This window comes from Bartonella sp. A05, assembly GCF_026930145.1.
Classification (GTDB): domain Bacteria; phylum Pseudomonadota; class Alphaproteobacteria; order Rhizobiales; family Rhizobiaceae; genus Bartonella.
In genome coordinates, this window is the sequence record NZ_JANHOJ010000002.1 from 39,298 (window position 1) to 54,567 (window position 15,270).

Consider the following 15,270-nt stretch of genomic DNA (forward strand, 5'->3'; position numbering starts at 1 on the left):
TCTTACAAGAATGTTTCTTATTCTCATTGTTATTTAATTTGTGAGGTATTGCAATAATTTTAGCCATTCTTTCAATAATGCCATTGTTATATGCAATAAATAATTCATTTTTTCTTTGTGGACATATTCAATTACTGATTATAAAATCACCAACAAAACGAAATGGTTTTTATACAAAAACCATTTCATCTCTATAAACGTAAGCTTTTATAAAAGCCTACAAATCGCCATTATGCACTTGGTTTATCTTCTTTTGATGCAGCTTTTTCCTCTTTAAGAGATACCGCTCTTTCCTTCGCTACCGCTTTATTCGCTTTAGGATTTTTTTGTGCTTTTTTAGCATGAGGATTTGATTTTTCTTCTAAAAGTGGTTCGCCTTTAACGCGAACACAAGTTAATGTTGAACGGATAATACGAATACGCATATCGTCCCCAATTTCAACCTCTAATTCATCACTCTCATCATAAACCTTCGTAACCTTGCCAATAATGCCACCACCCGTAACAACTGAATCACCGCGACGCACAGCATTAAGCATTTCTTGCCGCTTTTTCATTTGCACACGCTGTGGGCGAATAATTAAAAAATACATAATCACAAAAATCAGAATAAAAGGAACAAAGCTCATAAATTGTGCTCCATTGGAAACCTCACCTGCAGCCTGAGCATAAGCACTGGTTGTAAACATTTTTATCTCCTATCGATTAAACTTTAGATATTTCCCACTCTACTCAAATGACTTTTGGTTCAGAGGAAGAAAGCTTTCTTAAATGCTATAAATAGCAGTAATTGCATCATGTAGTTGTAGCCTTTGCAAAGGCAATAAAGCCTTAAAAACGAGATGGCAACGTGCAAAAGTTAAAAAAAAACAGATTTATTTCGTTCTTAATATGTCATAAATACTAACTTTCTAATCAACCAGAAGAAATAAATGCAGAAAGAATTTTCTTATTCACAATTATGTCACATAATCGCCATTCTTAACAGCACGATATCCTCTTCGTATTAAGAATACTTGGCTTAATTACACTAATTTTTTATATGGAGCGAAAAAACGTCATATCTCAACTTATTCAAAACGCCAATTGTATTGGTATAAATTCTCGTTCATAGTATACCAATAACATAAGGAGTAATATACTTAAAAGTGGTAGATTTTTCCAAAAAACTCCCCACCAATACTATGCATCTGTGAAGCGTATACATACGATAGAGCAGAGTCATCACTGGTAAATAAATTATACAGACTGCACTCGATCCATAGTGAGCATAGAAAAATCACTCAAAATATTTAATATTTACCGTGAAAGTTTCACTGCTCTCTCCCCTTTCGTAAACCAATTAAAAACAACCAAATATTCTTTATCATTTTCTGTAATAGTCTTCACGATAATACATCATACAAATTTTTAAAAACTTTTCCTAATGATAGCATTAAAGTATTCTCTTATAATGACGCAATATCTGATAGACGACGTATGATAATGCGATACAATGAACAACTATTAATATCTCTCCAAGACACTCAAAAAAGCTTCCCTCCAATAACTTCATCCTTTAGATTAGTTTTATGTCAAGAGACATATCTTGAAATGATTAATTTTTATATCCACAATTACAACTCACAAAATACTCCTGAATGCTCACTATTACTCCTTTACTCCTTGGAATATACGATAATACGTAGACAATCATTTTAGTAGAGTGATAAACATTCTAATAACAGTTTACACAAGCAGTTTGAGATCAAATTGATAAGCCTATATTGTAAAGAAACTATGCATCATTTTTCCAAATATTTGTTAGGATCAACAGGCTCAGAATTTTTACGTACTTCGAAATAAACGCGCGGCGTTTTAGCATATCCTGAAATACCAGACTTAGCAATTTCATCGCCACGCCGCACCCTTTGCCCCTTACCAACAACAAGCCTATTATTATGTCCATAAATAGTAATAATATTGTCTTCATGCCGAATCATAACGACATTGCCTAGCTTTTTTAGCCCATCCGCCGCATAAATAACGACACCATTTTCCGCAGCTTTGACTGATGAACCTTCAGGCACTGCGATATCTATCCCCTGTTTTATTGTCGTTCCTTCCTTTTGGCCAAAGTGACTCAACAAACGTCCTCGCACTGGCCAGCGCATATTAGAAATTCCTGTTGATTGTGGAGCAACAATATCATTCGAAGACGTTACTGTATGCGGTAAATCGGTTGCAGATTTTGATGCACGCACCTGTCTAGAAAAATTCTGCTCAGTTTTTGATTTATCAGATTTTTCAGCGGACTTAGACGGTGCTAGAGTTACCGTTTTTAACGCAATTCTAGCATTATCTGAAGCACGCGAAGTTATCCTTTTACGTTCATTTGGAATATTGAGCACCTGACCGATAGAGACAAAATCACCGTTTATGCCATTGACTAATTTCAGTGCTTCAACGCTAACCCCCAATTGCTGCGCAATACTCAACGGTGTATCCCCGCTCTGTACAATGTAAGAGTTCCGCCGAACAACAGGAAAACCATCCTCTTGTGAAAGAGTAAGCGTTCCAAGATTTCGTGGTGGAGCTCCCATAATTCGCCCATCAGAAGAATATACTTCCTCTTGTATCAAAGAAGCATATGGAGCACTATAATTCGCGTTTGCATTATCACTTTGTTCTACAGGTGGCAATTCACTACTTTGTATTACACCACCTTGCGATGCAGCGGAAGTAGTTGTATTTGAGTAAGTATCCCCCCTATAGAAACCATCCTCAAAGCGCTGCGCACTGGAACCGCAACCTACTACTGCTATCAACACACCCCCAAAAACTATCCATTGAATACTACACCACAAAATATCGCTACAAACTCTTAAATACATAGTTTTGCTCACTAGCCAATACTCAATTCACTTTATTAAAGCTTTATTAAATCTCTCTAATATTACCTAAAAGTTAAAATCGAGTATTTTATTTCATAAATACCTTAACAAAAAAATCAGCGTAAACCGCTTGTTAAATAAAAAATAAATGTCGTGCGATAATATTAATCTTAAAAAATTAAAGTACTTCTGCAACACCTTTAATAAAAGGCTGATAACGCACTTTAAACATTTCTGAGCGCTCAAACTGGCTGCCAACTTTTCTATAACGCATAACCGTTTGGATTCCTTCATCTGAGCCTATAGCTTGAATGAGAATCCCATTTTCAGCTAACAGCTCTAAAAATTCTATCGGCTCATCAGAACGTGATGGCCAAATGAGAATACGATCAAATGACCCCAAATCTGTCGTACCTCGGCTTCCATCCATCTGTCGTAAAATAATGTTTTCAATTCCTAAAGTCTGAAATTTTTGTCGTGCTAAATCAATCAATGTTTTATAACGATCAATCGTTGTCACACGATGACTAAGGCATGCCATAAGAGCAGTACAAAAACCAGATCCTGTACCAATTTCTAAAACGCGGTGTTTTTTTTTCAAAGACAGTGCAGAAAGAATCAGAAGTTGCTCCTCTAAACGCTCAATATATTCACCGCATTCAATTGGAATCATTTTATTATCATAGGCGCTATTCAGCCAAGGAGCAGCTACAAATTGCTGGCGCGGAATTTTTTCAAATGCTGCAAAAAAATGTATGTCATCAATCCCTTTGCTGCGCATTTTTAGCGCAAGATTTGCCAACTCCTCACGAAATTGTAAAATACCTTTTTTCTGCTTCATGATTTATTTAATCTCCAACACAGTAACAATTTCTGTATAAGCTATTTTTTTCGAAAAAATAAAACCTTGCATATAAATGCTACCATTCTTTACCAGCAATAGACGCATATCGTCTCCCATTTTACAAAATCAACAAGCAGGAATACAACTTACTCCCTTCATATAAGGACGCAAAACATCTGGAATAATAATAGAACCATCAGCCTGCTGGTAATTCTCAAGAATAGCTATAAGACAACGACCAATAGCCGTACCCGAACCATTCAGACTATGAACAAAGTGCAATGCTTTATCACCATCTTTACGATACCGAGCATTCATACGCCGTCCTTGAAAATCGCCACAAACTGAACAACTTGAAATTTCACGATAACGCTCCTGACCGGGAAGCCAAACCTCAATATCATAGGTTTTACGTGCAGCAAATCCCATATCACCAGTAGAAAGAACCACAGTACGAAAAGGTAAGCCAAGTCGCTTCAACACATTTTCGGCACACTCTGTCATACGTTCCAGTTCAGCTAAGGACTGCTCTTCAGTGGTAATCGATACCATTTCTACCTTCCAAAACTGGTGTTGACGCAACATACCACGTGTATCACGCCCCGCAGATCCTGCCTCTGAACGGAAACAAGGTGTAAGAGAAGAAAACCGCAGCGGCAAATTTGTTATCTCAAGAACTTCATTGTTGACCAAATTAGTTAACGGCACTTCTGCTGTAGAAATAAGCCACCGACCATCCGTAGTCCGAAAGAGATCTTCAGCAAATTTCGGTAATTGAGCTGCTCCATAAACAATTTCATCCCGCACGAGAAGAGGTACTGACACCTCTTGATAACCATGTTCATCAACATGCATGTCAAGCATGAATTGGCCTAATGCACGTTCAAGACGTGCCAATGCCCCTGAAAGGATTGTAAAGCGTGTTCCTGACAAACGACTTGCTCGCTCAAAATCCATCTGTTTGAGATTCAGGCCAAGATCAAAATGTTCTTTTGGTGGAAAATCAAACGTCGGAGGTATCCCAAAGTGTCGAATAACAACATTATCACTTTCATCTTTGCCCTTTGGAACATCATCTAATGGAATATTTGGTATTGCTGAAAGAGCATTTTTCAAGTTCTCAACTAATCGTTTTTCTTCTACCACAGCAGAAGAAAGGAAAACTTTAATCTCTTCAACCTCAGCTTTAACACGCTCTACAGTTTCCTGATCGCATTTAGCCAAAGCTTGCCTTATTTCTTTTGAAGCAGCATTTCGGCGCTCTTGTGCATATTGCACTTTAGAAATGTATGCCCGACGCTCGCAATCAAGATCTATCAATTTTTGGGCTTGCGGCTCAATACCTCTGTTTGCCAGTGCTTCATCTAATTTCTCAGGGTATTCACGGATCCATTTAATATCAAACATTAACGTTCCTCATTTGCATCGCTTTTACTCGTCTCTTACTCATATGAAATACCAGCTTCTATTAAAAGGATTCCTCTTTCTTTTCTATTCAGAAATCGATAAAAGTTACCTCTTAAAGAACTGCTGTTGATAAAGTCACAGTAACTTAGTAAAAAATCTGATAGCATCCCTATAGCCGACAATAACAAATAAGAATGGCTCATTTTCGTTGAGATGCCAACATATACGATATTAACAGTTCAACTTTCGTTAAGAAATACTGAGAGAGAAAATTAAAAAAGGCAGACATTTTCAAACAAAAGCCAAAAGGCTTGAAAATTCTTCTCTTAAAACAATCTCATCTGATTGATCGGGTTGTCCAACCTGAATTGAAGCATCACAGACACGCTTTAATGCCTTCCCTGACAAAAATGGTGTCACATGCGCTATTGCAAGCATCTCTTCCAAATTGCCGTTACAATGAAGAACAAGATCACAGCCTGCTGCAAAAATTTTAAGCGTTAAATCCGAAAGATTTTCTGAAAAAGAACGCCCTGTAAGCGCCTTCATGGATATATCATCTGACATTAAAAGACCATCAAAGCCAATTTTCTTGCGAATAACATTTTCAATGACTCTTTTAGATAGCGTTGCTGGTACTTCATGATCAATTGCTTCATAAACAATATGAGCTGTCATTGCAGCTGGCAAGTCTGCCAAATCTCTAAAAGGCATAAAATCATATTGTTCCAAAATATCAAGTGATGCATCTACACGCGCCAACTCACAATGTGTATCAGAAAACGCCCGACCATGTCCGGGAATATGTTTCATCACTGGTAAAACACCACCATCCAAAAGACCTCTGGCAGCAGCGCCTCCCAAAGCAGTGACCACTTCTGGTTCCTTATCATAAGCGCGTGTCCCAATAACATTATGAGCTCCAACCACCGGTACATCCAAAACAGGAAGACAATTTGCATTAATACCAAACTTCATCAAGTCAAAAGCCTGAAGCCGCGACATAATCCATGCAGCACGAAGCCCCTTATCCTGATCTTTTTTATAAATCTCTCCCAAAGTTGCCGCAGTCGGATAAGAAGGTGCTAAAGGCGGACACAAGCGCTGTACCTTTCCTCCCTCCTGATCAATAAAAATAAAAATATCATCGTGCTCACTTATCTCGCGTAAAGATACGGTAAGTGCCTTAACGTCATCTGCCGTACCAATATTACGTGCAAATAAAATAAAAGCCCAAGGCTTATGTTCAGCAATGAATGCTTTTTCATCATCCCTTAGAACAAGACCGGAAATACCAGTAATCATAGCTTTTATTGCCGACATTATCACGATACCTTAACGCTTATATTCATCAATAATTTCTATAAATAAATCTATTGGATTTATTGAAAGATTCGCACATCTTTAAAACTATATTTTATACATGCACAACCACATCCTCATGCGTCAATGAAGGAGCATTTTCTTTAAAAACATCGTTTTCCCCGTTATTTAGAAAAAATTCTAGCACTAGAATTCTAGCATTTTGAAAAAACATTACACTCTTCCCTTCCTCATATAGAAGGTTTGATACATTAGCGTTTCATCCAATTAGTACAAAATTATAAATATTAGAACATAGCATAACAAATAGGTGCATATATATAATGTTAGCATTCGTTTAGATGCATTCGCCTTTTTAATCCAAACATTGCCGGTTTTTATCACAGAGTTTTATTGACACAAAGGTCGTTTTTCTACATTAATCGAAAGAATTTAGGAAGTGATCATACACGTAAGAATAAAGTTCATTTATGAATTATCGGCATATTTATCATGCTGGCAATTTTGCTGACGTTTTTAAACACATTATTGTCACCCGTATCGTAGAATATCTCAAACGCAAAGAGAAAGCCTTTCGCGTTATAGATACACATGCAGGCATTGGACTTTATGATCTCTCCTCCTTGGAAGCACAGAAAACGGGAGAATGGCGTGAAGGCGTAGGGCGGCTTTTATCATTCCCTATCCCAGAAGACGTACAAACACTTCTTTGTCCATGGTGCGATATCATTTATGCAATAAATGAAGGAAATAAAGACATCGTATTCTATCCCGGATCACCTGTCCTTGTTCGCCAATTATTGCGAAAACAAGATAGGCTAACCGCAATTGAATTGCATAGTGAAGATTACCAAACTTTAGCAAGTAACTTTATCGGTGATTATCAAACAAAAGTTTTACATCTAAATGGTTGGCTATCCTTAAATGCTCATCTGCCACCAAAAGAAAAACGTGGACTCATTCTCGTTGATCCTTCTTTTGAACAACCTGGTGAATTCTCCCGTCTTGTCGAAGGAATAGTAAAAGCATATCGACGTTTTCCGGGAGGTATCTATGCTTTATGGTATCCCGTTAAATATGACAAAGAAATTGAAAAGTTTCTTCATGCACTTCACCAAACAGGAATTCCCAAAATTCTACACCTCGAAATGCGTATTCGAAAAAGCTCAATATTGCCTACAATGAACGGAAGCGGCATAATTCTTATCAATCCTCCTTATCTTCTTGAAGAAGAGATAAAAAAGCTCAGTCCTTTTCTTATCACCCGACTTGGGCAAGATAAAAATGCACGAATTACGCATCAATGGCTCCATAAGGAAAAATACCCATCATATTAATTTCTTTATCTGCTGCCTAAGCGCACAAGCCCTTATAAAAATTAAAAAAAATCAAAAAGAGATAAGATTACTTCGACAATTTAGATAATTGTTAATCAGATCAGAAATGTATATAATAGCCAACAGCGTGGACTTGATTTTTTGCTTCATCAGACCACTTTAAAATATCTGATATTATATTGACCATTACAGCCAATCTACAACCAAATCAGTGCCTTCATAAAGCTACCCCAAGAGTTTCCCAGAATTTTTATAATTCTCAGTTTTTAAAATAATCTAAAAATCACAAAATCTAATGCTATAATGCGTTACTTATACAAAATAATATGTGTATTGAAACATGATAACACTTTGACAAAAAGTCACTTTGCGTATGGCAAACACAAAATATTATTGTTGGACAGACCAAATGAGCCTGAAAAATGATACATTCTGCTCTCAAAATGAAGGAAAGGGTCTAGCTTTCCTGTCTGATATTGTATGGAACAATACCCATCAAGAAAACAATAATAACAAAATGAAAGGTACCGCACTTATCCAGGAATTTGCAAAACATCTTCCCCTTAAGCCGGGGGTTTATCGAATGTTTAGTGAAAACGGTGATATTCTTTATGTAGGGAAAGCGCGTAATCTAAAAAAGCGTGTTTCGAGCTATACCCGTGAGCAAGGGCATAATAACCGTCTTGTCCGAATGATTCGCGCGACATATCATATGGAATTTGTTGTAACGCACACAGAAACAGAAGCTCTGCTTTTAGAAGCTAATCTAATAAAAAGATTGCAGCCGCGTTTTAATATATTACTGCGTGATGATAAAAGCTTTCCTTATATTATTATCACTGACGATCATCGAGCACCTGCACTTTACAAACATCGCGGAGCCCGAACACGAAAAGCACACTATTTTGGTCCTTTTGCCTCTGCTGAAGCGGTTACACAAACAATCAATGTTCTACAACGCGTATTTTTATTACGAACTTGTACTGATTCAGTTCTTGAAAACCGTACACGACCTTGTTTACTTTATCAAATCAAACGGTGCGCAGCCCCTTGCACACATGAAGTTAGCGATAGCGACTATATAGCGTTAGTTAAAAAAGCGAAAGATTTCCTTTCTGGAAAAAGCCAATCCATAAAAAAAGAGATGGCTAACGCTATGCATAAAGCCGCAGAGAATCTTGATTTTGAACAAGCCATAGCCTATCGTGACCGGTTATCAGCCCTTTCTCATATACAAAGCCATCAAGGTATTAACCCTCAAACGGTAGAAGAGGCAGATGTATTTGCAATTGCTCAACAGGGAGGAATAACTTGTATTCAAATTTTCTTTTTCCGTATGGGACAAAATTGGGGAAATCGCTCTTATTTTCCAAAAGTAGATTCTTCTTTTTCTAGTGCTGAAATTTTAGCAAGTTTTCTAGCTCAATTCTATGACGATAAACCAATTCCAAAGCGCATCCTTTTATCTGAAACAATTGAAGAAGAAGCGCTTCTTACAGAAGCGTTAAGTCTGAAAGCAAATCGCAAAATATCTCTATTCGCACCCAAACAGGGTGAATGCAAAACCCTTGTGAATCATGCCTATACCAATGCTCATGAAGCGCTTGGACGCAAACTCTCTGAAACATCAACACATACAAAACTCCTTCAGGGTATTGCGGAAACATTTCAACTGTCGCATCCTCCACACCGTATAGAAGTCTATGATAATTCGCATATTATGGGCACAAATGCAGTAGGTGCCATGATTGTTGCTGGTCAAACGGGATTTATTAAAAATCAATATCGCAAATTCAATATTCGCTCGACCGATATTACACCTGGCGACGACTTTGGTATGATGAAAGAAGTTATTAAAAGAAGATTTTCACGCCTTATCCAAACGCATGGTTTGCCCAATAGAGGCAATACAAAAGACGAAGACAAAGATTCTTTTCCTATTTGGCCTGATCTTATATTAATTGATGGTGGTGAAGGACAAATGAATAGTGTGTGTACAATATTATCTGAATTAGGACTAGATGATCTCGTTACAACAATCGGCATTGCTAAAGGCGCTGATCGGGACGCAGGCCGTGAACGTTTTTTTATAAAAGGAAAAAGACCTTTTACACTCCCTCCACGCAATCCTGTTCTTTATTTTTTACAACGTCTACGCGATGAAGCGCATCGTTTTGCAATTGATAGCCACAGAATAAAACGAAAAAAAGACGCATTTAAAAATCCGCTTGATGAAATCAAAAATATAGGCACAACTCGAAAGCGTGCTTTGCTTAACCATTTCGGAAGCGCTAAAGCGGTTGCTAGCGCTTCTATTGAAGATTTAACAAAGGTTACAGGCATTTCCACCGCAATTGCACGAAAAATTTATAACCATTTTAATGAAAAAATAAAGCTTTTCTCATAATCTTTATCTTGTCACATCCACAAAATATGCTTTACTTCACAACAAACTGAAAATGACTCTATGAAAAATCATACTTTTTCTTTCCCCAATATTCTAACTTATGCGCGAATTTTAGCAGTTCCATTGGTCGTAGCATGCTTTTTTTTTGAAGGACGACTACAATCGAGTGATGTTGCACGTTGGACTGCTGTTGCCATCTTTGTAATTGCATCCATTACCGACTTTTTTGACGGCTATCTCGCCCGTATTTGGAAACAAACTTCTAACATCGGCCGCATGTTGGATCCCATTGCGGATAAGCTTCTCGTATCTGCCTGTTTGCTCTTACTCGCTGCAGATAGTACAATCGCTGGGTGGACACTTTGGGCAGCTATCATTATTCTTTGCCGCGAAATCCTTGTATCAGGATTACGTGAATATTTAGCAGAATTGAAAGTCAGTGTTCCTGTTTCTCGCCTCGCAAAATGGAAAACTTCTGTACAAATGGTAGCCATTATATTTCTTTTAGCTGGCCCATCTGGTAATAAAATTATTCCTTATACAATGGAATTTGGTATCATTATGCTCTGGATTTCTGCTCTGCTCACATTGTGGACAGGGTGGGACTATTTTCGTGCAGGCTTAAAACATGTTATCTGATAGGAAATAAGTGATAAAATTTTGCTTTTTTTCCCCATAACTGAAAAGAAACAAAAAATACAAAATTATCCCTACAAATATCCTACACTTTTAATAGCCAATAATAAAATTGAACATAACGTACACAGAATAAAGAAATTAACGGTTTATTGCGTTTTCTAATTGATACTAGAATGAAAGCTCTACACTGATGCAGCCTCAATCAAATCTTACCCTAAATAGTTAAATTGATACAAAAAATGACTAGCCAAGCAAACAAACACACAATTTAATCATAAAATACAGAGAGATATCTTTTAACAAGATAGTTCTTACCTATCTATGTATCTCTAAACTTATAACAAAAATTCCGAACCAATGTTTCGGAATTTTATGTTGTTTGTATATTTTCTAATCAACCAACAATTTCAATATCGGAAAACCAATAAGCTATTTCTGTTTTTGCAGACTCAACGCTATCTGAACCATGGACAGAATTTTCGCTAATCGATAAAGCATGCACTTTACGAATTGTTCCTTCCTGCGCATCAGAAGGATTCGTAGCACCCATAACTTCACGATTTTTAGCAATCGCATTTTCTCCTTCTAAAACTTGTACAACTGTTGGGCCAGAAGACATAAATTGTACCAATTCTCCAAAGAATGGACGCTCTTTATGAACAGCATAAAATCCTTCAGCCTCCTGCTGACTCATCCACACGCGCTTCGACGCAACAACACGCAAACCCGCATCTTCAAGCATTTTTGTAATTGCGCCTGTCAAATTACGACGTGTTGCATCCGGTTTAATCATTGAAAAAGTACGTTCTACGGCCATTTAATCACCCTTATTTTCAAAATTATCTCGCTGCTCTATAGCGAGCAAAAAGTCTTTTGCCAAGTAACCATAAAAAAATCTGCATTAATTTTTAAAATCGTATACTTTTTTGTGATTCAGCAGTATTCAATCGCCATTCCCGCTTACTCAAAAACACTTTCAATCTTGCTCCATTTTTAGGAGAAGATTGAGATGATAAAACCAAATATGTTAAGCGCATATGAGTCACTCATATAACATGCAAAAATACACCCCCCCCAACAATTGCTCATCGTGTGGGAAGGCAAAAAAAATAATAGACAACAATGCATACGATTATCTATGATGAAAAACGTACTTACACATTACCTCAAGAATTATGCTCTGATCACTGAGCCTTAACATGCATAAAACAACTCTCATCCCGAATTGATCAAAGAACAAACACATATGCAAATTTAGAAACGATAGCGTATACCCAAATTACCTTGAAGCGAATGCTCTCTTTTCTGACCTTTAAGATAATAAGCTTCCCCATAAAATGTTAAATTGTCACTGATAGAACCCTTCAAACCAATACCTATTTTACCAGCATTGTCTGACAAGTCAGTGGTAAATTGATGCCATTTATTAATCGTTGTATGGTTACTATCTATATACTGATGCAACCAAGCAGCTGTAACATAAGTCATTAATGAAGCATTACTATCTAAATTAAATTCATGCCCGACAGATAATCCAATTTCACTGCGTAAGGAGTTGGATTTAACGATATCACCTGTCATACCATTTGAAAGCTTTATCTTCTTACCTTCAACCTGTGACCAAGTTAATTGACCATAAGGCTGTGCCCAAGTGTCGCGATTCATCTGAAAACGATAACCTGCTTCAAATAATGTACCAATTGCCCATTGCTTATAATCGCCTTGGAAACCTAAGCCATTCGTTGAAACAGCTTTAAGATTATTTTGGTAATGATTATATTTCAAAACACCGTCTAAATACCACCCACGATTATCAAAATAAGTCGCATAAACTCCCATGCTATAAACATCCATATTGCTAACACCACCCCGTTTATGAGCAATGCGTGCTTTATCATAACCACCAAAACCACCAAGATAAAACGCTCCATTGGTGAGTTCACTTAACCGATCAACACCCAACATGACACCAGTCTGGTCAAGCTTGAAATGCGTATGACCTGTAGCAATACGTTCTTGACCCTTGATAGCATAAGTCCATAAAGCAGTATTTTTCCTATTTCTGTCGAGAATTCCTCTCCCAGAACGCAAACTATGCAACTCATTATTAAAAACAAGCCCAGGGACTACCGCCATAGACAAAACAGCATCCGTCGAAGGACTCGTGACAAAAGCAGAAATCAACGGTTTCTGGTTTAAATGCTGGTTTTGATTCTGCAACTCAAAAAATTGATCTTTTGATAATGAGACCTTTGAAGGAACAGCGCTCGGCTTATTCTGATTTACAGGCAAACTGGAATGTTGTTGACGCGGTGGCCCATCTACTTGATATTCCGGATATGAAACTGCCAAAGAAGCGGAAGCCAACTGGCCATGGTTTAATCTAGAATCCTGACCTTCCGTTGATTGATCAGCTGAAGGAACAGCGCTCGGCTCATTCTGATTTACAGGCAAACTGGAATGTTGTTGACGCGATGGCTCATCTACTTGATATTCCGAATATGAAACCGCCAAAGGAGTGGAAGCCAACTGGTCATGGTTTAATCTAGGATGCTGATCTTCCTCTGATTGATCAGCTGAAGGAACATAACTTGGCTCACCCTGACTTAAATGTCGACGGGAGCGACGGCTCCGACTCGGTGCCTCAGTCTCATGATTTTCTAAAGATGACGCAGCCGAAAGAGCAGCAATTTGCTGTTCCTGATTAAGCTCCAAAGTTTTATCTTCCAAAGATGGTGCAGCTGAAGCAACGGAAACGGGATTCTCCTGAGTTAAATGTCGTGGAGGACGGCTTTGACTAGGACTACGTAACACCTCACGGGTGTTCACACCAGCAGCTGAGGTTGTTAAAGAAGAAAAACCTCGTGAATTCTTACTCCTTCGCTGAGAAGAAGAACCCGAACGCCGATGCTCACCAGCGCTCAAACCCAAATACCAGATTCTTTCCTCTTCACCTTTTTCTCTTTTATTCAAGCTATACATATATGTTCCGATATCTACCGAACCAATTATGTTACCAGAACGATTTGCTAGAGTAAAATTTGCGTTTCCACTTTTTTCATGAATTAAATTAATTTCAGTAATAACATCATGCTTTCGTACAAAAAAATCTGCAATTTCAACACCAGAATCGGCTATGCCTACTGTGTGGTTACCGGAACCATTTTCAACGATTAGGTAGTCGTGCTGCCCTGTAGAACTGATATTGAAATTAAAATGTAACTGACCTAAAAGATTATCAACATAAAGCTGCAAGGGACGTGTTTCATACTGAACCGAGGAAAAACTAACAGTTCCTCCTTTTCCTGTTAAATTGTCAATAATAACCCGAGAATTATCTTCGCTACTCTGCTCACCAACAGCAAATAATTCTTCTGGCGGCCGATGTTCTATAAAAATTCTTTCTTTTGTGATATGTCTTATTGTATCACCCGCATACAAATGAAGATGTCCTCCTTGAGCGACTTGCACTATTCCTTCTAATTCCCCACCACCATACACCCATGAGTGGGCGCCATCTTTAACCTCTAGATTTTTTACATATCCTCCAGGATATACTATTTGAGTAGCACCCTTATTTAAAGTAACATCATAAGCTTTACCCCCCTCTAAAACATGCTGCCGACCATTCTCAAAAACCGTAGTCTTCTGTGCAATACCTCCTCCTTTTATGTATCTCTGTCCTTGATAAAGATTTTGTTCTCCTCCACTCTTAACTTGAGTATTCCAAGCCGTTGCATTGTCGTATATATTCTGCTGCCCTGTTGTTCCATTATGCCCATAAATTACAGCGTCATAGGCACTGCTTGACTTATTTCTTCCTTCAATCTTTACAGCCCCCTCCTCAAAAACAAATTGCCGACCACCCAAAACTGTAGTGTTCATTGATGTTCCTCCACGTGTAACGATTTGGATCCCTCCTATTTTAACATGCGTCTTCGTAGAAATTCCTCCATTCTCAACAATCTCTATATTACCACCTTCAAGCGCAACATCACTACTGATACCTGCATTTCTATCAGGACGTGTAATAAGTGCGGAAACTTCCCCCACCACTCCACTACTAAATCCACTACTCATTTTCATAATTTTTAGAGACTTATTCGCGTTTTCATCTGCACTTGTAACTTGTACCAAACAGCTACTAATTATTAATGCGGAAAAACTTAATTTACATGTATACTGCATGATCAATACCCCGTCATAAAGAATTGAACGAACACCCCGCAATGACTAAATATCTTCTATTTATATCATAATGTGTTCTATTTATGTCGAGATATACTTGTTTATAGAATAATAGTCTCTAATAAATGGCTATAAAAGCGGTGTAGGCTTTCAAAAAATAAGATTGAAAAACAAAATGCACATTGTATCTTTAAACAAAGATACAATGTGCAAAAATGATCAAAGAGAGAAATTATTTAATGAAATACAGAA

10 protein-coding genes are annotated in these 15,270 nt (G+C 37.6%); 3 read left to right on the forward strand and 7 right to left on the reverse strand.

Annotated features, from left to right (window positions below; translation table 11 throughout):
* Nucleotides 1–230 precede the first annotated feature (230 nt).
* From yajC to nagZ, 5 genes are all read right to left on the reverse strand, one after another.
* Nucleotides 231–689 carry a preprotein translocase subunit YajC gene (gene yajC, locus NPX98_RS02570; RefSeq protein ID WP_269022476.1) on the reverse strand — a complete coding sequence of 153 codons (459 nt, stop codon included), beginning with the start codon at nucleotides 687–689 and terminating at the stop codon, nucleotides 231–233.
* A gap of 1,095 nt (nucleotides 690–1,784) precedes the next feature.
* Nucleotides 1,785–2,873: a murein hydrolase activator EnvC family protein gene (locus NPX98_RS02575; protein WP_269022477.1), complete on the reverse strand. Its 1,089-nt coding sequence runs from the start codon at nucleotides 2,871–2,873 to the stop codon at nucleotides 1,785–1,787.
* Between the two features lie 178 nt (nucleotides 2,874–3,051).
* Nucleotides 3,052–3,714, reverse strand: coding sequence for a protein-L-isoaspartate(D-aspartate) O-methyltransferase (locus tag NPX98_RS02580; RefSeq protein WP_269022478.1), 663 nt, complete (start codon nucleotides 3,712–3,714; stop codon nucleotides 3,052–3,054).
* A gap of 129 nt (nucleotides 3,715–3,843) precedes the next feature.
* A complete protein-coding gene (serS, locus tag NPX98_RS02585; RefSeq protein WP_269022479.1) occupies nucleotides 3,844–5,124 on the reverse strand; it encodes a serine--tRNA ligase in 1,281 nt (426 codons plus the stop codon).
* Between the two features lie 291 nt (nucleotides 5,125–5,415).
* Entirely contained in the window at nucleotides 5,416–6,447 is a 1,032-nt protein-coding gene (nagZ, locus tag NPX98_RS02590; RefSeq protein ID WP_269022480.1) for a beta-N-acetylhexosaminidase, read from the reverse strand.
* Nucleotides 6,448–6,917: 470 nt separating this feature from the next.
* On the opposite strand from nagZ, the gene NPX98_RS02595 reads away from it, so the two are divergent.
* The 3 genes from NPX98_RS02595 to pgsA all read left to right on the forward strand — a co-directional run bounded on the left by NPX98_RS02595 (nucleotide 6,918) and on the right by pgsA (nucleotide 10,830).
* Entirely contained in the window at nucleotides 6,918–7,784 is an 867-nt protein-coding gene (locus NPX98_RS02595; RefSeq protein WP_269022481.1) for a 23S rRNA (adenine(2030)-N(6))-methyltransferase RlmJ, read from the forward strand.
* A 409-nt stretch (nucleotides 7,785–8,193) separates the two neighbouring features.
* A complete protein-coding gene (gene uvrC, locus NPX98_RS02600; RefSeq protein WP_269022482.1) occupies nucleotides 8,194–10,191 on the forward strand; it encodes an excinuclease ABC subunit UvrC in 1,998 nt (665 codons plus the stop codon).
* Nucleotides 10,192–10,251: 60 nt separating this feature from the next.
* Nucleotides 10,252–10,830 (forward strand): CDP-diacylglycerol--glycerol-3-phosphate 3-phosphatidyltransferase, encoded by a 579-nt coding sequence (gene pgsA / locus NPX98_RS02605; protein ID WP_269022483.1) that lies wholly within the window; start codon nucleotides 10,252–10,254, stop codon nucleotides 10,828–10,830.
* A 394-nt stretch (nucleotides 10,831–11,224) separates the two neighbouring features.
* On the opposite strand, the gene ndk is transcribed toward pgsA, so the two are convergent.
* Together ndk and bafA are read right to left on the reverse strand one after the other, a co-directional pair.
* Nucleotides 11,225–11,647: a nucleoside-diphosphate kinase gene (ndk, locus tag NPX98_RS02610; RefSeq protein WP_269022484.1), complete on the reverse strand. Its 423-nt coding sequence runs from the start codon at nucleotides 11,645–11,647 to the stop codon at nucleotides 11,225–11,227.
* A gap of 437 nt (nucleotides 11,648–12,084) precedes the next feature.
* Complete coding sequence (bafA, locus tag NPX98_RS02615; RefSeq protein ID WP_269022485.1) at nucleotides 12,085–15,018, reverse strand: BafA family autotransporter; 2,934 nt, start codon at nucleotides 15,016–15,018, stop codon at nucleotides 12,085–12,087.
* Nucleotides 15,019–15,270: the final 252 nt, after the last annotated feature.

Excerpts from the sequence above, each read along its gene's own strand:
- yajC (WP_269022476.1), bottom strand. The coding sequence starts at position 689 with ATGTTTACAACCAGTGCTTATGCTCAGGCTGCAGGTGAGGTTTCCAAT.
- NPX98_RS02575 (WP_269022477.1), bottom strand. The coding sequence starts at position 2,873 with ATGTATTTAAGAGTTTGTAGCGATATTTTGTGGTGTAGTATTCAATGG.
- NPX98_RS02580 (WP_269022478.1), bottom strand. The coding sequence starts at position 3,714 with ATGAAGCAGAAAAAAGGTATTTTACAATTTCGTGAGGAGTTGGCAAAT.
- serS (WP_269022479.1), bottom strand. The coding sequence starts at position 5,124 with ATGTTTGATATTAAATGGATCCGTGAATACCCTGAGAAATTAGATGAA.
- nagZ (WP_269022480.1), bottom strand. The coding sequence starts at position 6,447 with ATGTCGGCAATAAAAGCTATGATTACTGGTATTTCCGGTCTTGTTCTA.
- NPX98_RS02595 (WP_269022481.1), top strand. The coding sequence starts at position 6,918 with ATGAATTATCGGCATATTTATCATGCTGGCAATTTTGCTGACGTTTTT.
- uvrC (WP_269022482.1), top strand. The coding sequence starts at position 8,194 with ATGAGCCTGAAAAATGATACATTCTGCTCTCAAAATGAAGGAAAGGGT.
- pgsA (WP_269022483.1), top strand. The coding sequence starts at position 10,252 with ATGAAAAATCATACTTTTTCTTTCCCCAATATTCTAACTTATGCGCGA.
- ndk (WP_269022484.1), bottom strand. The coding sequence starts at position 11,647 with ATGGCCGTAGAACGTACTTTTTCAATGATTAAACCGGATGCAACACGT.
- bafA (WP_269022485.1), bottom strand. The coding sequence starts at position 15,018 with ATGCAGTATACATGTAAATTAAGTTTTTCCGCATTAATAATTAGTAGC.